The following is a 23,873-nucleotide window of genomic DNA, read 5'->3' as shown; positions in this document are numbered from 1 at the left end:
TAAACCCCTTTCCGCTACACTAGAATCCTTTGCTGTTCCGGTTTCTGCGCCGACCCGGAAAGTTATCCGATGCTGGTGCAGGCGCTGCGTTATTGTTTCTTCTATTTCGATAAATACGTCCTTCACCTACCGGAATGACGCCTGTAAATAATGCAATAATAGCAGCTAATATTAGAACAGCCAGAAGACGAATAAGACTATCTGTAAAGGAGTCACCGCTAAGTCCAAATTCCAGAATCAGTCCTGCGAACAAGCCAGATATTACGCCGCCAATCCCAAAGCTTTTAGCCAAATGACGGTTATCAAACATAATTCCCAGACCTAATCCAAGCGCAGCCCCCATCAACATCAATGATAATATACGAACCGCAGCATAATAAGGACTGTCTGCCGTTGAATCACTGCGCTCAGTGAGCAGCGTCCGATCTCCCAGACGGTCATAGATCTGCTGGAACACATCGCCCAGAAGGGCTGAATCCTTGACATCATAATAGTGTCCGCCTGTCACTCTCGCAATATCCTGCAACAGCTGATTGCCTGCTGGATCATTCAAGCCCAGACCAATGGTATTCACGGCAATACCGCGCTCTACATAAGCCTGCAACTCTCTTGTGGTATCGAAATTACTCACTCCGTCAGACAACAAGATGACCATAGCTCCTTGGTCTTTTTTGCCGTCACTATCAATTTCCTTGAGTGCCTCCGAGACCGCACCGCTAATATTCGTGCCGCCTTCGGTTGGCTGCAGATTATCGATTGCAGTCAGCACCTTCTCACGATTCTCCGAATTTGAAAGTGGCGTTAAAGGCTGGACAACTACAGCTTCGTTGTTAAAGGTCACCACGGCCACCTTATTGTCAGTGTCCATTTTTGTAATTAACGCTTTTGCTGCTGAATACCGGCTATTATCGGGATCACTCTGCGTCATACTGCCTGAGTCATCGATAGCCATCACCACATTCTTAACCGGTCTGGCACCGCCAAAATTCAGTTCATAAACGAACTCCGTTAAGGCTCCAACTCCAAGTGCAAGGACAATCATCAGAGGCAGCAGTTTCCACGATAACCCCAGGTAGCGTTGTTTCCATGAAGCTCCGTTCAGTCGTGGCGAGATCATCTCTGCAAGCAGGCAGCCTACACCGACACCCAGCGCCACAATGGCAAAATAAATACCCACAAGCAGGATGGAAGGCAGATCGTTATACCAGCTTAGCAGCCATTCGCCAAAAAGAAAGGCGACCCCGCCGCCGATCAGACTGAAGAAGAGCAGCAGCAGATTGATTTTTCTCTGCATCGTTATACTTCCTTTCCGGGAAAACCTGAATTGTACTATTATCCTTTAAACATTCCGGGGGTTATGCTGCCTGATAAACGGGCTACCCGGATGTGTTATCATCCCCCAGATTGCACTTTGTGCAATAGAATGGAGTAGGAGGAACAACTATTTCTATTCTATTGCACAGTGTGCATTGGAAATAAGGAGAAATGTCCCTATCCCAGAAATCTACTTAAATCTACTGTATCAAATACTGCACAAAGGCAATAAAGGGACTCAAAGTGAGGGTACCCATCTATTACGCCATCAGCGCATCTCAGGAAGCTGATCTTCACTCAGCCCATGGAGCTGATAGCCATTCTGAGCATAAGTCTCATAATAGACCTTACCGTTGCGATAATAGAGCAGGTCTTCTAAATGAAAGCCGCCCATCAGGTTGAGCTTCTCCACTCCGCTCCTCCGCTGCTCATGCACGAATCCTAACCGGTAAATCCGTGTTGTCTCATCCACTCCAAATGCGTAGCGTAGGAATTCTGATGAACTGTCTCCGAAGAAATATTTCTCCTCATGACGATGCTCTTGAGTATATTCGAATAGCCGAACATTAATGGCCGCGCCCTCTTCCAAATTATGATACAAGCGCTTGAACAGCTCTTCCCTCGATAGAACCTGACGATTCTCATAGGCTGCCGCAACATTTGCACGCCGCAAAAGCTCTTCCTCAAAAGATAAATTGAAAGGTTCTGCTGTCAGCAGCTCCCGGCGGCAAATATCAATCAAACGCTCAATCACAGCTTCTTTCCCTTGTTCTAAGAGCTTGGAGATACTGCCCATGTACTTCTCACTGAAGAATATTCCAGGTCCACGCCGGGTTTCGATATCCTTCATCACTTCTTCTGTGACTACGCGGTAGTATTCCATTACGTTCTGGCCCGTTGTTTCGTTTGTTCGCCCAATGCTGTCCATAACAGTAATACGCAATTCTTCCTCCAAAGTCTCCATAGCTTTCACACGAGCCATACTTTCCATATGAAGCTGCTCAAGTGCAGATTCCAAACGACTGCATAGGGCAAGCTCACTTTCTAGGCCCAATAGTTCATATTTTTTGCCATATACGGCTGAGAATAAGTAATGAATGAAGTTACGTACTGTTCTTTTGTCAAAAAGCGGCACACGCTGGAACGGCTGGCGCTCCACGCTTTCTGCATAAAGATCCTCAAGCTCCTCCTGCATGGAGAGAATCGCGGAACGCAAGCCTGCCATATGCTGACGTAAAAGATGGAGCACACTTCCGGCTTCATCACGATCTGCCGTCCACTCCGCAAGCTGATAAAAGGTTACCGCAGGCGTAGATGTTTCCTGTGCCGCCAGCATAGTGCGCCACTGGCGTAATGGATTCATTCCCTCTACTCTCCGGTTTGACTCTGCCACAAAGTTATTGCGGAAATAAGCTTCGCCCCCTTCACCGAACAACTGCCGTTCAGCTTCACGAAGTGACAGCTGCTTCAGTTCATTATAGGAAGGGCGTCCGTGACTCATTAAACCCGTCATTTCATTCAGGCCGTCTTTCTCCGGAAGTAGCTGTACCGCGTGTTCCCGCAAGCTGTCAGGGTCCAGCCCTAACAACGCCTGCCGTTCACGTATAGTCCACGAACTGCCCTCACGCATATCGGAGACAAGCCGCCGGAACGCATGATACAGCACTGCCAAAGCAATTTGAACATTAGGTCTTCTTACCCCGGAAAAGCCAGCAGAGGCGTAGCCTTGTCTTCCAGTGCTGCCTCTGATGCCGCTTTTGAAGGTCATATTGTTATATCCGCCATGACCAGTAGCCTGATCAGAAGCCGGGCGGACCCGATTTTTGAGCAGACTAATATGAGAAATAATCTCGTAGTTGTCATCCATACCGTGTGCAGACATCATACCGCGCTCATTCTTATCGGAGAGCAGATACACAAGGTCAAATAATGCGGAAGGACCATGGCCAACTGGAATCGACAGACCGTCTTCCGTCACAAGTAACGGCGCATTAAACTTATAGTCCGTAGCCTGCATTCTGTCCAATTCACGCAGAAAAGCCAGCCCTACTGAGCTGGAATATCCAAAATTATCCCCTTGCTCCCGCTCATTGATCAGAGCGTAGAGATCTGTCTGTACGGACTTGAAGGACTGGCCGAGTACAGCACGAGCCAGCAGTGTAATTTCCGGCAGCAATACATTAAGCGGATCATCAACCCGCGTAATGATAGAGAGATGGATGACGTCAAAAGATGAATATAGACGTCCATAATCCGCTATACTGTTGCTCAGCCGCCGGATAACTTTATTCATTTCAGCAAGATAACGTGTATCCTCATGAAACTTGCGGTAAAGTTCATGACGCACAGTGCGTGGATCTGACCCTGCCGTTTCCGGCAAAGCCATGGCCAGCACCCGGTCTTTTCCTCCCGCATCAGATCTACTTTTGCTTCCGTCTGTTCCCTCTTTTTCCGCACCTGACACAGCATGTAATGCCATAACCCCGCCGGCGTTATCCCATTTTCGTTCGCAGCTATCCAGCACCGGACCGATGGCCGGAGCAACCTTGTCGCCTACGAACAGAAACAGGGCAGGGTAATGGATGCTGCTGCGTCCATCCCCTTTGCTGCGCTGTGCCTCTTCCTGTACCGCATATTGTTCACCATAAGATAATGCCTGTGTTTTGATCATAGGCCTATTTCAACTTTCTGCGGATACTGCCGAGCTTGCTAGTCATGCTCTTGTAGAATCCGTACATCTCATCGCCGCTCTCATACTCTACCCGTTCGTACTCCAAGCTGTCGCGTGCTTCCAGGAATGATACATACAGTCCTTCCAGCTTATAGAGCAGCGGGGTAACGTCTTCAGCGGCAGTCATTTCACCTGCACGACGTGCTGCCTTACGCAGCAGTACGCTGCGGCTCTTCTCATCCAGCTCCCGGAAGTGCCGATACACGGCATACTCTACGTAGCTGCGCTCTTTCATCAAATTAGCAAACGGCTCCCAAGCGTCCTCTTCTTCATCACGGTCATAAACGTAGAGTGCGCCTTTTTTGATAATGCTGTCCGTATACAAAGCTTCAATGAACTGATCCATCCACTTATCTTCGTCCAGATATTGATGAAGCACACCTTCAAGCTCAGCGGCTTTGGCAGTCAGTTCAGCATATTTGGCCAACTCCACACGAACACGTGAAATCAGCTGCGGTGAACGAATGAGATTCTCCTGCGCCATGTCCTTGTTGATGCTGCCAAAGATATCTTTAATGCCTTCGCGCTCCAAGCCCTTCTCACGCAGACTCTTCAGCTCATCAACCGCCTTCTTCACTTCACCGAGATTCGGGCGTGTGGATTGCAGTTGCATATCGAAACCACTCAAAATGGCGTCCAGATCAAAAGGTTTGGTGAACACAACAGAATATCTGTTACTTGTGTTCTCATCTACACCTTTTTCAATAATGACTCCACTTGCCAGCGCTTTTGCAAAGTCTGCACGCACTCTAGCGTTATAATCACGTACACGAGAATTGACGTAAGTGTCGCCCCATGATTTTTCCGGAATCGGAGAAGGCAGATACGTCCAGTTGTTCTTATCCGTCATCACGAGATGGCGGCCAATCCCTTCCTTGTCGAGAATGGTCCGCTCATAGTTCTCTTCAAACACCCGCAGCGGCGTGTATACGAAAAGTGGCACACCGTTACGTGTGTTAAGCCAGAAAATACGGTTTTTCACTTGACTTTCCTTGATCGTAAATTGCGATTTGCCAAGCGCATTATTCTGATAATTACGAATCCCTTTTAGGATACCCGGCGCTTTAACAGGCACGGAAACGAAACCCCATGATGGGAAATGTAAGCTGCCCGAGCTATTGCTAAGGTGGAAGGTAGGCACAGCCTCTTCGTCCAATTTACCGGCAATAATCCGCTCAACGAATTTATCCAGCGGCTCTTCATGGCCGAATTTCATCACAAGGAAATCCTCCATCGAACGGGTAATCAGATCCCCAAACTTATCGCTAAGGAATTCCGAAATCGAGCGGACGATATCAATCTCCTGCTCTTTGACCCAACGTCCGGAATGCTTCAGCATTTCACGGGTGAAGTCGCGAATCAGGTCGTCGCCGTCCTTCTGATCCATGATCTTGGAGATGGTCGCCGAAATATCCGGCACGTTCACAATGTTCCAATAATAAGTTTTGTTTCCTTTATAGTCTGCCTGCTCTTCGCCATTGATAAGGATGTCCCCGTTTTTGGCAAAAATCGAGCTAAGCGCACTAAGAATCTCTGTAAACACACCGTAAATCCGGCTGTTCTCATCGTTTAAGAGCTCATATAAGTCCTCGTAAAATTGAATCATTTGCTCAGTGCGTTCTACATCGGCGTGCAGCCAATATTCATTGATTTTAGCCTCAATATAGGCATTTTTCTTCTTCTCTTTGGAGACAAAAGCACTGCGGGCATCGCTCAGCTTCTCATCCGCACTGTCCTGAGCCGTCTCAATATCACGTGGCAAACGCAACAAGCTTTCACGTAAAGCCTCAATATAAGACTGAATCAGCTTCAAAATACAGAAGCCCTTCTCGGTATACAGCAGGCGGGAAACGTAGAATGGCCCTTGCTCTGGGTGCAGGAAGATGCGCTCCAGCTCTTCACTGAAACGTCCCACAATTTCGCCAGGCAACTGCTTTTTCGATTTGATATATTCTTCACGGGCACGAGCCAGGAAGTTCTGCTCCAGCTCTGTATCCATGCTTACCACTTGATTCTTAACAACATTGGCATGGCTCAAGCGTTCGCTGTTCTCGTAGCCTGGCAACGGCTCAGGCACACGGGATTCAAACGTCTTGATCATACTGTCGAGATCAATCCCCAGCTTACGTGCGAATTTCTCTACATCCTCTTGACCAGGGGCCTGCTGGAACATTTTTTCCATTTTATCAAACAAGCGGAAAGCCAGGTAAGTCGTCATTTCCTCAATCGGAAGCACAGCAGACGAGGCACCGATAATGTTGTATTCATAGTTAGCTGGGTAGGTCTTGTTCATCTGCGCAATGTTGGTGCGGATATTACTGATATAGTCATGGATGGCGAATTCTTCACCAGACTGTTTTTCTTCACTCGCCATAAAGTTCGTGATGTTCTCCGCCGTTACGTTCATACAGTAATCGTACGCATTCTCCAGCAGCTTACCCTCGGTATTCGTTGCAGAGATTAAATGACATAGATTAAATGGAGGCAGCGGTGAATTTACCGTCAAAATATTACCGTATTGCTGCTGGAATCGCTCACCACGACTGTCCACATTCATCCAGTAATCCAGCTCTTTTAGCGCTGCATAACCGTTCTTGCGAATATATTCACGCGTGTGCTCACTTAGACTTTTATTAGACAGATTCACGTCAGGTGTAAAGAGATAACCCAGTGTGTTCACACGGTCAATACCGGCTGATCCGTAGTCACGTTCAATAATACCGCGTACGATATAGGCAATATCCAAGAAAGCCCCACTGCCTGTACCGCCCGACAGACCTGTCAGCAGAAAGACCATCAGCTTTTTGTTAGTGCCTACGGATAACGTCTTGATCTTCTTATCAATCGCGCCTACAACCTGATTAATCTTGGTGAATAAAAGCAGACGTCCAGCCTGCCGCACACCAGCGGCACCATTCATACCATCTGTAATACTTAACTCAGGTGACAGCCAATCTGTAATATAAGAATCGAGAATACTACGGTTCTGTAGCAGTCCGCCGATTTCAGCATTCGCCAACAGTACAAATTCATTTTGCGGGTCCAGCCCAATACCTTTGTATTTTTTTCCGCGATCCTGTTCATTCGTCTCAAAAGCTAGAAATTCTACATTATCCGGCTTGTCCCGTTTCTTCTTGGATATCGGATCCTCCGGCAGCTTAAAGCGGCGGTTAATCTGATATTTAAGACGCAGCAGGGCATCAATGCCCGTGCCCCCTAGTCCAATGATCAGGATCGGATTATCAATCGTATCCACCCTGATTTTATCGCTGACAATCCCGCCGCCTAGTGATACATCCAACTGCTGTATATGCTCTCTTACTACTGGTTTCATATGCTTATCCTCCTAAAAATTTTGCGGAAGCTGTACTTCAGATATCTTGCAGCAAAACTGTTTCTGCGGCATACATTGCCCATTGCCTACTATACTAAATATTCCAGATAAATCGTCTTATCTACCGTCTGTAGAGATACTGAAACGCGGTCCCCACTCTTCAGTTCAAGACCACGCGAAGCATCCGCAGCACGTCCGGACCTCTCCACAGTAACACCTTCTCCGCTGCGTAACAGCAACCGGTCATTCTTAGCCGGGGTGAAAACAACACCTTCGCTCTCCTTCAGTTCAGGCGCCAATTGCAGCAGCTGATGAAGGGTGAACTTGCCCTTGAAGCCTGCAAGCTTCTTATATTGTGGGTAGGTCTTCTCACCCGTATTGCTGTCTTTAACCTCTACTACCAGCTGTCCAACAAAACCACGCGCCGATTTCTTATTCAGCACATACCATGCTGCACCAGCTGCCAGCACTAGAAGAATACCCCCTATAATGTAATACAGGGTTTTGGACGAAGCTTCCTTCAGGGGTTCTTCCTTGCCAGTCCCTGTAGAAGGTGCTGTTGTTGCTGCTCCGCCTGTCTTCGCGCTGATTTGGACAGGTGCACTTTCCCGATAGAAGCTGCTTTCCTCTGCTCGTACCTTCAGCTCGTAGTTATGGCTTTCTTTTACCTCAAAGGTACCCTTGAAGACAGCACCGGAGTTATCCAGTTCGATTTCTTGCACATCTCCTGTATCGATATCTGTAGCAAGCAGTACCGCCTTCATATCTTGATACAAATTACTGAGTGTTACCTGAGTACCGTTGCTGAACAGATGCGAGGTGATGTCGATTTTATCACCCTTTTTATAGGTTGCTGATGGCAACGCATCGATCTTAAGCTCCAGGTCATAGTTAAAGACTAGATTAATATCAATCTTATCCTTTGGCACACCTTTAACCTGAAGTTTCCAATCTCCTTCCTGCGGTGACAGTAGCTTAATCAAGCTATAAGTAGAAGACTTGGACAGCAGGACATTGTTTGAGGGGATCGCAACTTCTTTCCCTGACGGGTCCGTTAACTTCGCTGTCACAGGCTGTGAAGACATAATTGAGATATTGGCTTCCAAAACACTGCCGTTAGGTACGTTGACGGTCACATCCTGATAATCGCCATTTGCAGTAATCGACTGCACAGGCACTACCTTCAGCTTCAAATGGCTGGCAAAAATCTCACTCAGGATTTGCGGCAGATCATCTGCTGAGTCCGTCGAAAATGCTTTACCCCCCGTCTCATTGGACAGGTCGGCGAGGCTTTGTTTATTCAGCTTGCCATCTGCATTAAGTCCAATGGTATAGATGGGATAGCCATTCTTTTTGGCAACCTCTACGGCCGCCTTTAGCTCTTTATCTGATTCACTTTGCGTCCGGCCTGTCGCTTTGTTGAAATCGTTATTGCCGTCAGCGAGCATTACAATGATAGGCTCATGGGAAGGGTCGCTTCCATTCTGCAGAACCTTCACAGCTTCCTCTACGCCAATAGCGATATCGGTATAAGCTCCTCGGTCCAAACCATCAATAAAATCCTTCAAATCCTGCTTATCGCTCTCCGAGCTAATTTGCAGCAGGGCCTTTTCCCGTTGCACCTTGTCGGTATAGGCAACAATACCTACTTTATCACCTTGGGTGGATAACATATCTATGAACATTTTCATCGCTTCGTTGGCGATTTTGTTCTTGTCACTAGTCTTCATGGAGTTGCTGACATCAATAAGAAGCACAGCGTCAATGTGAGATTGCGCCGACGTTGCCGCATAGGCCTTAACAGCTGCAAAAGGCGAGGCAGCTAGACAAAGAGCCAGGAGCAATGCCGGAAAGATACGTAGAAAGAGAGTCTTGGTTGTTCTAATACTTTGATATTTACGAAGCATAAATAGGGCTCCTCTTGTGTTATATTAGGCACATATGACAGGTTCAGCACTATCGCTAAAATCTGTAAATAGCATGCCATTATGATATAATTAAACCTTGTAAACTTCAACTTTAGGACCGCCGGACCCAGTGCATTGATGCATAGAAGATTATCATTCTAAAAGCCATCTGGACTGCAGAGCGTCCATGAGAAAGGATTGTTCCATGATTTCATACGTCATTCTTGGGATTACGTTCCTAATTGCCGTAATTCAGATTTCCATTTATGCCGCACATCAGCGCAAACCACTGACACGTGATGATATTAACGATCGACTGCTAGCCGCTTTGAACGGAGGCGATAAAGGCCGTGAATAAGAAAAGACCTGTTACCTTCCGGCCTTTCAAGGCCCCTCGTTACGCTTATGACAAGCTGCGCATCTGTCGCCACTGCGGGCGGTATACCGCTCTTGGCGAAGACCGCTGTAGCAAATGTGGCAGAGCCTCACTTATTGCTGTAGAGCAGCACGCAGCATCACTAGCCAGACGGAAGATGCATACCCGTCTACTATTCATCTTACTGCTCACACTAGCCTCTGTCTATTTTGGAAATAGCATCCAACAAATGATATTGTGTGGCGCCGGGGGTCTTGTGCTTGCTGGACTATTGTACTATACGCAGCGAAAAGTAAGGCAGAACGAGAATCTTCGTTCTCTCAATGAGCTGCTTGGTCGTGGGATCGGCATCATCAAGGAAGGGCTGGAGGTCAACCGTCAGGAAGCTGTCTCCGTACTCCGTGAGGATGATGTTCTTGCCTATGAGAAGCTGCGCGAGCTCTCCATCCTGCTTCGCGGCGACCGGATCGCGCGGCAGCGAGTGGCTTTGCTGCATGGATTTTTACTCCGCAAGGATATGGATCTAGAACTGGAGCAGCTTCTACTAAAAGACTTCGAACCACTGCTAGCCGAATATATCGGCGAGATCGCTAAAGTCCGTCCCGATCTCATTAAGGATCGTACACTACGCTACGTGAAGAACTATGAAGTGGAGATTCGCCAGATGGCTAACGGCTTAACCATCCTTACGAGCGTTGCGGGAGCGGCGGTAAGAATGAAGCGTTATGCCCTGCTCTACTCCAATATGATTGGCCGATACGTGCAAGATCTGCCTAAAGACCGTTTTATGCGGTTGTCCAAACTCATTGCTGCGAATCCCCATGAACCTTGGAACGGCTTAGACCTCAGGGTAGCTGACATTCGTGAAGCCAAATATCGCTGGGACCCGGAGGTCCAATAGATCTGAAAGCTAAGATGAGCCAATATAAAACAAACATCCTTATTGATGACAACCAACCGTTTCTCAAAGAAATATAAGGATGATGTATACCGTGAAACTTATACTTTCTTAGGCTTTCTTATATTTTGAAAAAAGAGGCTACTCTATATGACGTTCAAACAATTAATAACCCTGCGAAACTTTATGATCATTTTGTGTATATGCATGCTTGTGCTGCTTGGACAGAAGGTTTTTCTCATCGCAGATAAAATACAAATTACCAAAGAAGCCGACCGTCTCTACGCTGCTGGGGATCTGATTAATGCAGAGAATCAGTACCGCCAAGCAGCGGCCAACCATTCCATTGATTACCAGGAAGAAAGAGTCGCAATACGTCTGGATGAATTAGCTCCAATCACGGACATCCGCAAAGTTCTGAATGTTTTGGTAGCCTCTACTAAGGAGGAAGCAGCGACTAAGGATTTTGCCGGATTTATGAAGAGCTATCAAGCTCTGCTTAGTTTAAAAGCTACATATATGAAGCCAGACGGCCCCTATGAATCCTATTATCGCCAGTTATCGTCGGCCTCAGGCATTTCAGACCAGTTCACCTCTTATTTCCGTCAGTTTAAGGAGCAGTTCCTTGCCGAGCTTGCCCAGAACCAGAGCGGAGGGGTGAGTAATGAAGAGAACTTTAAATGGAATCTTTTGCAGATTCCTGATGCTTATTATGGAAGTGCAGCTTCCAAAGAGGATTTACTAACCTCAAAGTTTAAAAGCCATGATACAGCTATATTAAAATCCTTAGCAGGAGCAGGAAACTTTACCGGCATGCTGGAAAGCACCCTGTCCCTGATGAGTGCTTATAGCCAGCATAATTACGAAGCTCCTTGGGTACTTCAACAAGCAGAAAGCAGCGGGAAGATCATCCTGAACAAAGATCTTGAAGGTGACAATATCACAGCTTTTGCTGGGCATGCTGTAGCTTATCGTAATTTTGCAGGATCGGCAGGCATCACGTCATCCAAGGTGCTGACTTTGATCGATACTAGTAAGGCTAAGGTACTGAAAAATGCCAAACGTCTGACTACTAAAGGTCAATATGCTGAAGCGATACAATTATACGGAGCGCTTGCTCCGCTAGAAGATACTTCGACAAACATTGCCGCTGCTAGGCTGGCCTGGAATATCGCAGAGCCTGTTCGCCTCCTTCCTGGCGGTGAAGAGCAAGGCAAATACGACAACGTCATCTCCCGCAAAGGACTATCGGGCACAAAAGTGATCGTCGCCGGGACGGATAACAGTGGCGTGCTCTATTATGCCGCGATGAATAACGACGACAATGTGGTCACATTAACCGGAAACAGCTTGCCACGCTTCGAGAGTCTGCGCAGTCTTACTTTTAATGAACAGTTGGCAACCTCCTCAGGTGTACCTGTGGTTTTAGCCCAATCTGAGGTCGAAGGTGGACGCACCCTTTTCACAGCGTATGAGATGAAATCGAATGGTATTTCGCAGTTATTTTCTTTAGCTGGCGATAGTTATGAATTGCAGCCCGATGACTCTATTCTCGTGCCTAATGCGGATCTTGGAGACGGTGTTGACGGGCAAACGGCACTTTACCGTAAAGTAGACGGCATCTATCAATTTGCGGAGATCGTTCAGGAGTATGCAGTAATTTCAGCTTCCGATCTAACCACTCATCCTTTTGAAAAGGTCTCTTTTCATTGTGAGATCGTCGTAGATAACTTCGGCAATAGTCTTGCTTACTCGGATGGGAATTATTTTTTGCTCCAAGGAGAAGTGGGTTCCGTTACAGGTAACGCGTTAGTTAGTGGCCAATATCAGAATGGATATGAACTCGTTGGAACAGACATGGGCGAGCAATATGTACCTGTGTTTATAGTGGAATCCGTAGGTAGCATGAGCTTTGGGAGGTAGGAATTTGGGATTTGGGATACGAGATGCGGGATACGGGATACGGGATAACCTTGTCTTTGGCTCGGCTCCACGATCCTGTAAGCTCCACCACTTATAGCAACTGGCGTTGGACAGCGCTGCGATGGTTAATAGGTACCTAATGGCATGAAGATCACACAGCTCGTTAGTCACTTCGTAATTATCCTGTAGTCTAAGTCTCGTTAAGTCACCTATTTCGGATATTTTTACCAATTCATTGAACTTTCAAGTAATCTACTCCAGACGCTATCACACCATTGGTTACGCATCATCCCTTATGTGATCTCCGTTTGATGTAACTTCTTTAAGCAAATTTGCCATTGTTAGCAATACCTGTCGCTGGACAAAAAGACACTAACCGGGGGTTGGTGTCTTTTTGTCCATGTACTAGCAGTCTATGGATAGATGAAAAAAATCAAATAGTAACCCGTTACGGGATAATGTACATATTGCATTAAGCACGGTGACTTTTACTCAGCTACTTAATTGGCACTTTTAATTTCTGAAGCACTTCTTTATAGGTCCCACTTAACCATTTTTTGATGAAATCAAATTCAAAGGTTTAAATCGGTGTTCTCGTTTACATAGAGCTCGCTGGGTTCAATTCGATGTTGGCGAGTATGCAACAGCTCTGGCAAACGCCCCATCCGCTCAGCCAAACGGGATAGCTTTTGCTCATGAAAATTAGATAATCCTGTATGAATCCGGTCTTGGAAAGGCTCAAGCCATCTTGTTTCCAGGTTGTCAGAACCGAAATAAACCCCGAGCAGAGAGCCTGCTGTTGCTCCAAAGCTGTCCGTATCGTTGCCTTGCATCACCTGCTTGCATATCCCGTCACCGACATTGTCTGCAAATCGAAATGTATTAATTAAGGTACCTATTTCCTGGTAAACCTGACAGTGACTATAATTTGCATACTTATGGTTAATGCTCTGATAAGCTTCCAGCCAGTTATCTGCATTTGCTACCATCTGCAGGCAATCCTGAGTAATCTCATAGAATCGGCTCCTTCTAGGTACGAATTGCAGTGCAGTACTTATTATTTTAATAGGATCGCGCAGCACTTGCGCAGCTGCAATCGCAGCGGCGATGAACATCGTGGCGTAGATACCCGTCCGGCGATGTGTAAAACTCGCATCACGCCAAGCTAGCTCAGCGGCAAGCGCGGGCTGACCAGGACAAGCATAACCGTAAGCATCTGCGCGAATTGCTGCTCCGCATAGTTCTGTATCTTGTACCATGAAGTCGGGCCAAGCCTCTATTTCAGAATGATTGAACAGTTCTCTATCATGCTCCAGATAGCTAATTCCCGATCGAAGCAAAATGGCTCTCTCCGGCCCCCAAGTAGTACTTATCGGAAGATGATTTATCCATAAATCTCTTAAATTTCTTTTCGTAAAACCATCACCAAATTGTTCTAACGCCATCATTCCCATTAATGTGTAATTGATATCATCATCAGGTGCCACATAACGAATTCGCCCCCGCGTCGTCTCAAACCAAGACCAATGTCGACGATCTAAAGCATGGAGAACTTCATCGGAAATGTAATCATTCAGTGGCCATTCCCCTACAGAAGTTAACGCTTTACGCAATTCCAACAAACTGGGGTTTACCTCAATCGGTTTGCCTAGCATTGAACCACAGACTGAAGCGAGGAATCCCGCCTCCACACGCTTGGAGCTATCCTTCAGATTCAAGATGCCTACCTGGCCTAAAGGTCGTGCCGGATCGCATTCCTGCCATATCTCTTCTAAATCGTTTGGTTCATAGTAAGGCCAATTGTCCCTCATTGGAATGGCAGCCAAGCTATGAGCGAATTCCAGATAGGCATCATAGCTTGCGGGAAGCTGTTCCAGCTTGGCTAAATAACCCGAGGTTTGATGCCCCTGTGCAAATTTATTGCGTAAAATCCCTTCTAATTGACCTTTAAGAAATGCGAGTGATGGCAGCATGCTGTATCTCCTTTGTCCGTTTATTAATCTACGTTTTAAATGATTTCTACATGAGAATGTAAATGATGCTAGATGGAAAAGCAGTCATCCCATAGCCTTCATTATAAGTTTAAATAAACGAACACACGATGATAGAAATAACAGTAAAAGCAATAAGTTTAATAGACTATTAAATAGTGAAAGACACTCTAAAAAATCCCTCCAACGGGGTGCCAAATGAGTCGCCACCCTTATGGCCTTCATTTTTTTGATTACGGGATTACGGGATTACGGGATTACTTGTTGCGTTCAATTAGCTTATTACTTTACCTAATGAGATCGAATGTAATGGTTTATAGCATACACTTTACCAACTAGTGAACATTTATAATGAGTAGTCAAGTAACTATAGCGACTTGGGTGTACATATACGAAGCAGACAACTTTGAACGATTGGATAAGCACTCCCTATGGGTAGTAGGCTCCTTCTGCCGACCATGGGAATGGGAACTCCTGTCTGGTCAGTTTTTTTGTCCAAGAGGTGTGGGTAGCCCGTCTATACTCTTTCTGTTTTTTTCTTGTCTATATTCTCTCAGGCCTGTCTCGCCCTTTTGGATAGACCAACGCTGCAACGTATCCCGCTCACCTGCATAACTCATGAATGGGACCGAAAACCCGCAGGAAGTCTGTACTTTATGAACATCTATCAAAATGATCTGTCTAGCTCCAGGCAGAGATGTAAACAAAGGGGACAGTGTTTCCCATTCTGCTGATTCAGGCAAAACCACAGCCCCTGTTCCATACAGCCTTAAAATATTAGGCGGTCCCTCAAACGCACAAAACATAACCGTCACTCTTCCATTTTCCAGCAGATGCGCGCTCGTCTCATTACCGCTACCAGTCATATCTAGATAGGCCACCTGATTAGGAGACAAAATCCGAAAACAATCATGTCCCTTCGGCGAAAGGTTAACATGCCCATCTCCTGAAAGCGGCGCTGACCCTACGAAAAAAAGGTGCTGCCGAAGAATAAACTCTTCATGTACAGGTAGTATAGCGGTAAATTGTTTTCCCATTTGCATTCTCCATTTCTGTATATTTGTGTGTTGGCTAATTGGTCATCTCTACTCAACTCCATCGGATCCACCGACTTAACAAGTTCCATGAACTACATGAACTACATGAACACATGAACTAAATGAACTACAGCAGCTTCACCAATCACCTCAGTTCCATCAACCACATTTGCTTAACTAAATAGCTTTACCAACTACTTCAACTCCACCAGTTATTTTAGCTCTATCAACTCCGTTAGTTTCACCAACTGGATCAGTTCCATAAGTGCATTAACTCCATTAACTATACCAGCTCCACTAGCTCCTCCACCAAACTAACTTTGGGTTGGGGCGGCTAATGTAGGGCATTTTTGCCTCTCTTTCCTGCTACTTTAGCTTCGGGCCGCTAATGTAGGGCATTTTTGCCTCTCTTTCCTGCTACTTTGGCTCGGGGCGGTTAATGTAGAGCATTTTTGTCTCTCTTTTCTGCTACTTTAGCTTCGGGCCGCTAATGTAGGGCATTTTTGCCTCTCTTTCCTGCTACTTTAGCTCAGGGCGGCTAATGTAGGGCATTTTGGACTCTCTTTCCTGCTACTTTAGCTCGGGGCGGCTAATGTAGGGCATTTTTGTCTCTCTTTCTTGCTATTTTAGCTCGGGGCGGTTAATGTAGAGCATTTTTGTCTCTCTTTCCTGCTACTTTAGCTCAGGGCGGCTAATGTAGGGCATTTTTGCCTCTCTTTCCTGCTACTTTGGCTCGGGGCGGTTAATGTAGAGCATTTTTGTCTCTCTTTTTTGCTATTTTAGCTTGGGGCGGCTAATGTAGAGCACTTTTGCTCTTATTTCTGACTAATTCGACGCTATGCAGCTGATGTAGAGTATTTTTACCGTACATTTCCGCCACTTTGGCTCAACCCAGCAAATCTACGGGATTTTTACCGTTCATTCTCGCCACTTCTGCCCAATCCAGCAAATCTACGGGATTTTTACCGTTCATTCTCACCACTTCTGCCCAATCTAGCGATTCTGCGGGATTTTTACCGTTCATTCCTGACACTTCTGCCTAATCCAGCAAATCCACGGGATTTTTACCGTATATTTTCCGCAGACACATTAGTTAAGTATATATACTCTAGGGCTTCTCTTATGTCTCCCCCGTCTGCCTAAATGCAAGCGCCTCAGCAAGGATTAACAACATATCCCCAGATGAGACAAGAGTCGTTATCAATTATTTTTTACTGATGTATATATTCTTTAAAGCTGTTTATTCTCTTCCACCGTCAAGTAACCCTTCCCCCCGGTACGAGGCACGTCAGCAAAAATAGGGACTACCTCTCGGCAGCCCCCCTTCTCTCGCAAGTTGCTTGATACTACTGTCAGAAGCAAGTCCCTTAAACCCCTTTTTCCCTCTAAAATACTTCCCTTTAAACAATTTCCTATAAAATAAAACTTTTCCCTATAAAACCTCCCGCTTAAGCACTTAACCCACTAAGCACATAAAAACCATCTTTCCCCTAATCTATTCAATCGCAATATAAATCTCAACCTGCGTGTCAGCAGGATCAAAATTTCGCGAATCATAAATCTCAAAATCCCCCGTGTAAGTTCTTGCCTCCCTAGACTGCTTAAAGTACGCCCAAATCTCCCCCCACGCTTGAGCGACCACTTCAAATACCGGACCTTTTTTCGTCGTAAAAACCATGTATTTGCTCTCCGGTACAACCGCATAGGTGAACTGGCTTTCCTCTAGTTGGTTTTTCTCTAGCTCGTTTTCCTCTAGCTCGTTTTCCTCTAGTTCGCTTTCCTCTAGCTCGCTTTTCTCTAGCTCGTTTTCCTCTAGTTCGCTTTCCTCTAGCTCGCTTTCCTCTAGCCCGTTTTCCTCTAGCTGGTTTCCCTCTAAATGTCTCTCCTCAGCTACTTCATGCCCGATCACAACGGTATACGCTCCGCTCGCATCACTCTTATAATCCGTATACAACGCATAGATATACTCAGAATTTACCGTAGCTACCTGCCCCGCAATATTACTCTGAAAATAAGTTTCCCACAGCTGCGGCAAACCTCCATCAGGTCCCATTTCCACTTCATTAGTTGTGCGTATGCTAACCCCAGCCAAGGTCATTTTCGCTTTCTCTACAAAATAAGTATTCATCATTCTCCCTCATTTCCTGTGATTGAACTTAGTATACACAGGCAAAGTGGACATCTGTCTGTCCAGTTCGAATAGATTGATTTCAGTCTGGGTTATAAAGACACCATTAGGGTAATTAATAGTATGGAACTACACTCGAAGGGAATGACTACAGCATGTCAAAAATCAAATTAGCTGTCATCTACTACAGTGCCACAGGAACTAACTACCAGCTAGCACAATGGGCCGCGGAAAGCGCAGAAAAAGCAGGAGCTGAGGTAAAACTGCTGAAGGTGCAGGAACTGGTCCCCGAGGATAAAATCGCCGCAAATCCAGCCATGAAGGCCCTAGCTGAAGAAACAAAAGATATCCCAGTCGCCACACCCGACGATATAGTCGAAGCAGATGCGATTATTTTCAGTTCCCCAACCCGTTACGGTAACATTGCTTCCCAGATGAAGCAGTTCATTGATACAACCGGTGGCATTTGGGGCAAAGGACTAACAGTAAACAAAGTCGTCAGCGCCATGAGCTCAGCACAGAACCCGCATGGTGGACAAGAAGCTACGATTTTGGCACTCTACACGTCGATGTATCACTGGGGAGCAATTGTTGCAGCACCCGGTTATACTGATCCAGTCACATTCGGTGCGGGAGGCAACCCTTACGGAACAAGTGTCAGCGTAGATGGAGACGGTAAAATGATCGAAGATCAGGATCGGATCCGTGACGCTGTTTTTCATCAAGCGAAGCGTACCGTTGAAGTGGCCGGCTGGGTTCAGGCAGGCAAAAACGCCAATAATCAGAACTAGCGCAGCTTAGTTAATATAACAACACCCCTCGGAGCTACTTGTGCAGCACTACACCGAGGGGTGTTTAATTTATTTTTTAATTACTCTCCAGGGTATTTAAGCCCCCACTGTGCACGCACTTGATCCAGCAGTTTCAGAATCGCTAACGATTCATCCAATGTCATCACCGGACTCTCTGTAAGCCCTGCCTGAAGACACCGTCCTACTTCCTCCGCTTCAAAACAATATCCAATAGAAGCACGGTCATCCACAAAGCTCTCTACCTTCTCATCTCCTATATAAAGCGCAGCCGATTTCGGGTTCACTAATGTACCCTCTACAATAATACGGCCTTCTGTGCCAAACACATGCGCTTCCTCCAACATGTTAAGACGAATACCACCGTTCAACGAAGCGGTTTTCCCGTTACCATATGACAACAGCATCGAGAAATGCTCGTCCACTCCAGTCTCACCTATGTGCACTGTGCTGGAAATAGACTCAGGATGAGGTCCAAACACCATGGAGGCAAAAGAAACCGGATAAATCCCCACATCCAGCAGCGCACCCCCGCCCAGCTTCGGATTCAGCAATCTGCCTTCCGGGTTCCAGTCGGTACGAAACCCTAGGTCTGCCTTCACCAAACGAACATCACCGATCTTGCCCTCAGCAATCCATTCTCTAACCTTTACAATCGCCGGGATGTAGCGACTCCACATCGCCTCCATCAGGAATAGCTTATGCGCTCTAGCATAGGCCACAACTTCTTCCAATTCACCGCTGTTTACGGTAAAAGGTTTCTCACACAGGACAGCTTTGCCTGCACGCAGCGCCATTAAAGCATTTTCTTTGTGAAAAGGATGCGGCGTTCCAATATATACCGCGTCTACATTTGGGTCATTCAGCAATTCCTCATAGGTTGCATAGGCATGCGGAATCCCATGATTTTTAGCAAATTCATCGGCACTTTCCTGAGATCTTGACCCAACGGCATAAGCCACACCATTACTGGCATGCGCCAAATCAGTAACAAATTGATGAGCAATCCAGCCTGTGCTAATAATTCCCCATCTCACCTTGTAAGCGTTGTCCATTTTCATTTGCATGTTCCTCCTAATCCTTCTGCTAAGTCTCTTTAATTCTATCAGACCATTCTAATGAATGTATAGGAACTGATGCCAGCAAACACCACCGTCACCACCAAAATAGCAATATTCCAGATCTTGCTCAAGGCCGCTGAGTGCTCGTTAGAGCTTTGAATAAACGCTTTTTGCAAAAGGAACTGTAAAAGCTTCATGATTATGAATCCCAAACAACCCAGCCCGCTTTGCAAAATAACCTCCAGACTAGCTTTACTTACAAATCGATCAGCCATGTTCCCATCATAATGAATCGGGACGGTATCCGGCATTTTGGAATAAAGGAATAAATAAATAGCTACAGGAATCAAGGCCACCACACTGCTTAAAATCATCGTCAGTTTGGTTTTGAACAACGTTTTACCCTCCTTGTGCGGAAAAATAATCTCCCCGTTATTCTCCTTCCACTTCAATCAGATATATCCCCTTCTTAAATCCACCGCGACGTTTAGCTTTCTCTGCACGTTGCTTCTCTAGCTCCATGCTATTGCTCCCATGTGTCTCCGCCAGAGCCTGAATCACTTCCAGCATATCGGCAAGCTCCTCCAAAGCTTCTTCATCACTTGCTGCCTGAAAATATTCCTCCGACTCTTCTTGCAATTTTTTACGTAGTTCAGTTATGTATTCTTTGGACTCTAATATCCTTGTGTTAAAATCTTTCCCTTGAGAAGCTATCAAATCGGGGATGCCGTCACGCACTAGCTTTTCATATACAGGCATTTAAGCTCTTCCTTTCTTCTATATTATATTCTATCTCCCTTCAATCCGGCTTTGATTCCATCAGTAGACGTTCTACAAAAGGAAGATCTGCCGGAGCAAACATGAACTGACCCAGCTCAGCCGGAAGCACCCACCTATGTTCGTCGTGATCCACCAGATCAATTACACCTCCCTGATACCGCGCTTTCCAAGCAATCAATTGGATCTTTATCTCTCCATAGTTATGCTCGTTTATGCCAAAGCTCTCATAGGGAAGGATTGTGATGCCCATCTCTTCCTGAAGCTCTCTTTGCAGACACTCTGCGATGCTCTCATCCTGCTCTATTTTGCCACCAGGAAATTCCCACAGACCTGCCTGCGATTTACCTTGCCGCCGCCGGGCAATAAGAATCTGCCCTTCTACATTATGTATAATTGCTGCCGCCACCTTGATCACAAAGAACACCTCCACTATTGCTAGTTATTCGACAGATACTACTATTAAAACATACAATTCATTCCAAACCAAAGAGACTCTCCCAAAAGCCAACACGGCCTGGGAAAATCTCTTCAGTACAGTCTCTCTATACATTTCACAGCAGCGTTATCCTTACGGAAGAGCTACTATTTTGTCAGCACAAGCTCCAAGCGAACCTCAAGATTATTTTCTGTATCCAGCACAACGGTGTGGGGATTGCTTAGACCAAAGTCAGAAAAGGCTACTGTTGTCGTTCCCGACAACATCAACTGTCCCCCGCTATACGCCGCTTGCGACTGAAAGGTGACGTCCTTTTCTACTCCTTTTACGGTAAGCGTCCCCTGCATTTCAACAGGCACAGTTGCTCCTTCAGTCCATTTTGCCGGCAGCTCCGAAAATGACTTCACTACAAACGTGGATTGTGGAAATTCCGTAACGGATAGAAAATCCTCTCCTTTTACATGCTCGTCCCGTTGGCTATTGCCAGAATCCAGAGCGCTCATATCCACTGTCCCTTCCCCGGCCATCGAAGTAGAATCCTCTATATTTACCTTCCAGGTGCCCTGAACTTTGTTGTCTACGAAGTTTACTGTTTCTTTAGAGGTCGTCACTGACCAATAGACTTTAGAGGTCTCCGCAAGGGTCCAATCCCCGTTTAATTGTTCGGCTGTGACCGCCACCCCTGCTGATGCTCCAGTGTTATTTGTTGTCTCTCCAGCACCTGCTGTTGTTGCTTGATTTGGAATCACGGACTCGATCTCTACATTATTGCCCAGCGATTTATCCAGTAATGTATAACCTGTGACTACTCCTACGATAATAACTCCTGCAGCGATCAAGGCTATTCTTTTTCTCTTCATCCTGTTCCCTCCAATATTCATAATTTCTGTATGCTTTCAAGCTCGTCCCTCATTCTAACAAAGCAATATGTCGGGAAGAAGTCAGAGCAGAACGGGCTATGATGTGTTAAACTTGTCGTAAATTTTATGGACTGGAGGTACTCCAATTTGACGAAATCCATTCTTGTTGTAGAAGATGAAGAAGCCATCTCTAGGGTCCTCAGTGCTTATCTGAAAAAAGCAGGCTTTCAAGTCACCCGTGTAGCCGATGGACGCGCTGCGCTGGAGTCTTTTGCTATATCCCCTCCTTCATTAGTATTACTAGACATCATGCTGCCAAACATGGACGGATTTGAACTGCTTAAGCTCATCCGTGAAAAAAGCAGCTGCCCTGTGATCATGCTGACGGCAAGAGATGGGATCAATGACCGGCTAGCCGGCCTCGACGGTGGTGCGGATGATTATATGTCTAAACCTTTTATTCCCGAGGAAGTGGTGGCACGTGTGAACGCTGTCTTACGCCGTCCCTCGCAGTGGTCAGATGGCAGCCGTAAACGGCATTATGGCAGTTTGTTTATCGACTTCACAGCACGTGCTGTCTTTTTGAATGGGGCTGAGCTGAGTCTTAGTCCTCGGGATATGTCAGTGCTGTTATTTCTCGCTGAAAGGCCTAATCAGATTTGTACGCGTGAGCAATTAATAGAATTTGTATGGGAAATGGATTATGAAGGAAGCGACCGGGCGGTAGATTTGTCGATCAAAAGACTACGCCAAGCGTTGTCGCACTGGCCTACTAGTGAGGGGGAAATCCGTACCCTAAGGGGGACGGGATATCAATTATGGACAACTTAAAGAGAAACAACGCCAAACGCACCTCTATCCTTTCTTACTGGACGATACGTTATCTGCTCATTATTAGTGTAGGCCTGCTCCTCACAGCTTTAGCTACATTATGGTGGATCCGTCAGGAGGCTATGAGCAATCGTCTGCAGACTGCGGGGCTTTTGGCACAGGAAATTGCAGATCGCAGCTTAAATATGGAAGGCTCCATTGAAATCAGCCAAAATCTCGAAAAGCTGATCGAAGACCGGAAACGGTTTTTCAAGTTAACCATAGAGATGTGCGTGATCATTACCGATCAACAAGGTCAAATGCTATTCTCCCTGCCACCTCTAACTGACAAGGAAATGAGATATAAGCTTAATGATAGCCTGAACGACTCCCGCAGTCCGGAGTTTAAAGCTGCTGTGGCTCCCATAAATTCGAATGACAAAACACTGGGACAGGTTATTGTCCTGCAATCCAAAAAATCACTGCGGCATATTCCACAGGAGGAGATCATATTTTTCTCCATACTGCTGCTGTTTCTAATCATCTTAAGTTGGCTAACCATTTACCTTTTATCTCGTAAACTGGCAAAACCCATTCAGAAGGTAGTCGAGGCAGCGGCTCAAATCAGCCATGGCCGTTATGATATCGTTCTAGATAAGGATGCTAAAGAGCGGGAAATTCATGAGCTGATGATATCTTTTGAAGAGATGGCAGGCAAGTTACAGCAATTTGAGCAGTCTCGAGCCGTAATGCTGGCAGGAGTCTCCCATGAGTTGAAAACACCCGTAACTTCTATTAAAGGCCTGGTGCATGCCGTCCGCGAAGGGGTCGTTGAAGGTGATGAAGCTGTGGAATTTCTGGATATTGCCCTGCTGGAGGCTGGGAGGTTGCAGCGAATGGTAGCCGACCTTCTGGATTACAATGCCCTGACTGCAGGAATAGTTTCCGTTCGTCACGACCGACTGGATGCCGTACCCCTGATATCCGAAATCGTATATCAATGGAAGCTGACACAGGCGGAAGAAGTTGCTGAACCCGTGCTCCATATGCCGATCAATCCCTTGTTTTTGCGTGGGGACTCCCTTCGTATCCAGCAGATTATCGTCAATCTACTTAATAACAGCGTACAAGCCAAAGCTCCTGATCGAAGGGTGCAGCTTACGATAGAACTGCTGGAGCAGCAAGGTCATGGCTTTGCCGAAATCCGTGTTCAAGATAATGGGCTTGGCATCTCATCCAATCATAGTGAGCATGTCTTCGAAGCCTTCTTCCGGGGCAGCGACAAGCAGAGCACACTGCGTGGTCTAGGACTCGGCCTAACCTTCAGCCGTCTGTTGGCCGAATCTATGAACGGAAGCCTCGTGCTTGAGGAGCACTCAGACAAAGGCTGCACCTTCGTGCTGTCTCTGCCGCTTGATGACTAAAAAAATAGTCTACGATCCATCGACATGGTATAATCATGTGCACAATCACACCGA

At 46.3% G+C, this 23,873-nt stretch carries 19 protein-coding genes; 6 read left to right on the top strand and 13 right to left on the bottom strand.

Annotation, left to right across the window (positions count from 1 at the left end; genetic code table 11):
* Positions 1–19: 19 nt before the first annotated feature.
* From MKZ16_RS04625 to MKZ16_RS04610, 4 genes are all read right to left on the bottom strand, one after another.
* Positions 20–1,294: a VWA domain-containing protein gene (locus MKZ16_RS04625; protein WP_036680812.1), complete on the bottom strand. Its 1,275-nt coding sequence runs from the start codon at positions 1,292–1,294 to the stop codon at positions 20–22.
* Between the two features lie 288 nt (positions 1,295–1,582).
* Entirely contained in the window at positions 1,583–3,985 is a 2,403-nt protein-coding gene (locus tag MKZ16_RS04620; RefSeq protein ID WP_081393345.1) for a transcription initiation factor TFIID, read from the bottom strand.
* A gap of 4 nt (positions 3,986–3,989) precedes the next feature.
* A complete protein-coding gene (locus MKZ16_RS04615) occupies positions 3,990–7,379 on the bottom strand; it encodes a tubulin-like doman-containing protein (RefSeq protein ID WP_076104209.1) in 3,390 nt (1,129 codons plus the stop codon).
* 89 nt (positions 7,380–7,468) lie between these two features.
* Positions 7,469–9,286: a vWA domain-containing protein gene (locus tag MKZ16_RS04610; protein ID WP_076104208.1), complete on the bottom strand. Its 1,818-nt coding sequence runs from the start codon at positions 9,284–9,286 to the stop codon at positions 7,469–7,471.
* A gap of 205 nt (positions 9,287–9,491) precedes the next feature.
* Between MKZ16_RS04610 and MKZ16_RS04605 the strand changes: the two genes are divergently transcribed.
* From MKZ16_RS04605 to MKZ16_RS04595, 3 genes are all read left to right on the top strand, one after another.
* Positions 9,492–9,644: a hypothetical protein gene (locus MKZ16_RS04605; RefSeq protein ID WP_155986556.1), complete on the top strand. Its 153-nt coding sequence runs from the start codon at positions 9,492–9,494 to the stop codon at positions 9,642–9,644.
* Positions 9,637–10,563, top strand: coding sequence for a hypothetical protein (locus tag MKZ16_RS04600; RefSeq protein WP_036680808.1), 927 nt, complete (start codon positions 9,637–9,639; stop codon positions 10,561–10,563). Before MKZ16_RS04605 ends, MKZ16_RS04600 begins: the two co-directional genes overlap by 8 nt.
* A gap of 147 nt (positions 10,564–10,710) precedes the next feature.
* Complete coding sequence (locus MKZ16_RS04595) at positions 10,711–12,483, top strand: hypothetical protein (RefSeq protein WP_076104207.1); 1,773 nt, start codon at positions 10,711–10,713, stop codon at positions 12,481–12,483.
* 572 nt (positions 12,484–13,055) lie between these two features.
* Here MKZ16_RS04595 and MKZ16_RS04590 read toward each other — a convergent pair.
* The 4 genes from MKZ16_RS04590 to MKZ16_RS04575 all read right to left on the bottom strand — a co-directional run bounded on the left by MKZ16_RS04590 (position 13,056) and on the right by MKZ16_RS04575 (position 17,642).
* Positions 13,056–14,456, bottom strand: a complete 1,401-nt coding sequence (locus MKZ16_RS04590; protein WP_076104206.1) for an ADP-ribosylglycohydrolase family protein — start codon at positions 14,454–14,456, stop codon at positions 13,056–13,058.
* 500 nt (positions 14,457–14,956) lie between these two features.
* Positions 14,957–15,511, bottom strand: a complete 555-nt coding sequence (locus MKZ16_RS04585; protein ID WP_076104205.1) for a pyridoxamine 5'-phosphate oxidase family protein — start codon at positions 15,509–15,511, stop codon at positions 14,957–14,959.
* Between the two features lie 886 nt (positions 15,512–16,397).
* Complete coding sequence (locus MKZ16_RS04580; protein WP_162636657.1) at positions 16,398–16,535, bottom strand: hypothetical protein; 138 nt, start codon at positions 16,533–16,535, stop codon at positions 16,398–16,400.
* A 471-nt stretch (positions 16,536–17,006) separates the two neighbouring features.
* Positions 17,007–17,642 (bottom strand): effector binding domain-containing protein, encoded by a 636-nt coding sequence (locus MKZ16_RS04575; protein ID WP_143759071.1) that lies wholly within the window; start codon positions 17,640–17,642, stop codon positions 17,007–17,009.
* Between the two features lie 152 nt (positions 17,643–17,794).
* Between MKZ16_RS04575 and wrbA the strand changes: the two genes are divergently transcribed.
* The gene (gene wrbA / locus MKZ16_RS04570; protein WP_036680804.1) at positions 17,795–18,430 is read left to right on the top strand and encodes an NAD(P)H:quinone oxidoreductase type IV; all 636 of its coding nucleotides are present in this window, start codon (positions 17,795–17,797) and stop codon (positions 18,428–18,430) included.
* A gap of 80 nt (positions 18,431–18,510) precedes the next feature.
* Here the strand turns inward: wrbA and MKZ16_RS04565 are convergent, their stop codons facing one another.
* The 5 genes from MKZ16_RS04565 to MKZ16_RS04545 all read right to left on the bottom strand — a co-directional run bounded on the left by MKZ16_RS04565 (position 18,511) and on the right by MKZ16_RS04545 (position 21,585).
* Positions 18,511–19,503, bottom strand: coding sequence for a Gfo/Idh/MocA family oxidoreductase (locus MKZ16_RS04565; RefSeq protein ID WP_036680866.1), 993 nt, complete (start codon positions 19,501–19,503; stop codon positions 18,511–18,513).
* Between the two features lie 50 nt (positions 19,504–19,553).
* Entirely contained in the window at positions 19,554–19,904 is a 351-nt protein-coding gene (locus MKZ16_RS04560; RefSeq protein WP_081387265.1) for a DUF1648 domain-containing protein, read from the bottom strand.
* A 37-nt stretch (positions 19,905–19,941) separates the two neighbouring features.
* Entirely contained in the window at positions 19,942–20,268 is a 327-nt protein-coding gene (locus MKZ16_RS04555; protein WP_036680802.1) for a nucleoside triphosphate pyrophosphohydrolase, read from the bottom strand.
* 40 nt (positions 20,269–20,308) lie between these two features.
* Positions 20,309–20,704 carry a (deoxy)nucleoside triphosphate pyrophosphohydrolase gene (locus MKZ16_RS04550; RefSeq protein WP_036680800.1) on the bottom strand — a complete coding sequence of 132 codons (396 nt, stop codon included), beginning with the start codon at positions 20,702–20,704 and terminating at the stop codon, positions 20,309–20,311.
* A gap of 167 nt (positions 20,705–20,871) precedes the next feature.
* Positions 20,872–21,585, bottom strand: coding sequence for a YceI family protein (locus MKZ16_RS04545; RefSeq protein WP_076105402.1), 714 nt, complete (start codon positions 21,583–21,585; stop codon positions 20,872–20,874).
* A 147-nt stretch (positions 21,586–21,732) separates the two neighbouring features.
* On the opposite strand from MKZ16_RS04545, the gene MKZ16_RS04540 reads away from it, so the two are divergent.
* Entirely contained in the window at positions 21,733–22,416 is a 684-nt protein-coding gene (locus MKZ16_RS04540; protein WP_232061150.1) for a response regulator transcription factor, read from the top strand.
* Positions 22,404–23,819 (top strand): HAMP domain-containing sensor histidine kinase, encoded by a 1,416-nt coding sequence (locus MKZ16_RS04535; protein ID WP_076105403.1) that lies wholly within the window; start codon positions 22,404–22,406, stop codon positions 23,817–23,819. The genes MKZ16_RS04540 and MKZ16_RS04535 overlap by 13 nt, the downstream gene beginning before the upstream one ends.
* Positions 23,820–23,873: the final 54 nt, after the last annotated feature.

The sequence above is a fragment of the Paenibacillus sp. FSL R5-0928 genome (assembly GCF_037970385.1).
In the GTDB taxonomy this organism is placed as follows: domain Bacteria; phylum Bacillota; class Bacilli; order Paenibacillales; family Paenibacillaceae; genus Paenibacillus_AQ; species Paenibacillus_AQ odorifer.
This window is presented reverse-complemented; position numbering and strand designations above follow the sequence as displayed.

Bases quoted from the DNA above. Each gene is read 5' to 3' on its own strand.
- MKZ16_RS04565 (WP_036680866.1), bottom strand. From the start codon at position 19,503: ATGGACAACGCTTACAAGGTGAGATGGGGAATTATTAGCACAGGCTGG.
- MKZ16_RS04555 (WP_036680802.1), bottom strand. From the start codon at position 20,268: ATGCCTGTATATGAAAAGCTAGTGCGTGACGGCATCCCCGATTTGATA.
- MKZ16_RS04580 (WP_162636657.1), bottom strand. From the start codon at position 16,535: ATGAACGGTAAAAATCCCGCAGAATCGCTAGATTGGGCAGAAGTGGTG.
- MKZ16_RS04620 (WP_081393345.1), bottom strand. From the start codon at position 3,985: ATGATCAAAACACAGGCATTATCTTATGGTGAACAATATGCGGTACAG.
- MKZ16_RS04610 (WP_076104208.1), bottom strand. From the start codon at position 9,286: ATGCTTCGTAAATATCAAAGTATTAGAACAACCAAGACTCTCTTTCTA.
- MKZ16_RS04590 (WP_076104206.1), bottom strand. From the start codon at position 14,456: ATGCTGCCATCACTCGCATTTCTTAAAGGTCAATTAGAAGGGATTTTA.
- wrbA (WP_036680804.1), top strand. From the start codon at position 17,795: ATGTCAAAAATCAAATTAGCTGTCATCTACTACAGTGCCACAGGAACT.
- MKZ16_RS04595 (WP_076104207.1), top strand. From the start codon at position 10,711: ATGACGTTCAAACAATTAATAACCCTGCGAAACTTTATGATCATTTTG.
- MKZ16_RS04585 (WP_076104205.1), bottom strand. From the start codon at position 15,511: ATGGGAAAACAATTTACCGCTATACTACCTGTACATGAAGAGTTTATT.
- MKZ16_RS04575 (WP_143759071.1), bottom strand. From the start codon at position 17,642: ATGATGAATACTTATTTTGTAGAGAAAGCGAAAATGACCTTGGCTGGG.
- MKZ16_RS04535 (WP_076105403.1), top strand. From the start codon at position 22,404: ATGGACAACTTAAAGAGAAACAACGCCAAACGCACCTCTATCCTTTCT.
- MKZ16_RS04615 (WP_076104209.1), bottom strand. From the start codon at position 7,379: ATGAAACCAGTAGTAAGAGAGCATATACAGCAGTTGGATGTATCACTA.
- MKZ16_RS04605 (WP_155986556.1), top strand. From the start codon at position 9,492: ATGATTTCATACGTCATTCTTGGGATTACGTTCCTAATTGCCGTAATT.
- MKZ16_RS04545 (WP_076105402.1), bottom strand. From the start codon at position 21,585: ATGAAGAGAAAAAGAATAGCCTTGATCGCTGCAGGAGTTATTATCGTA.
- MKZ16_RS04625 (WP_036680812.1), bottom strand. From the start codon at position 1,294: ATGCAGAGAAAAATCAATCTGCTGCTGCTCTTCTTCAGTCTGATCGGC.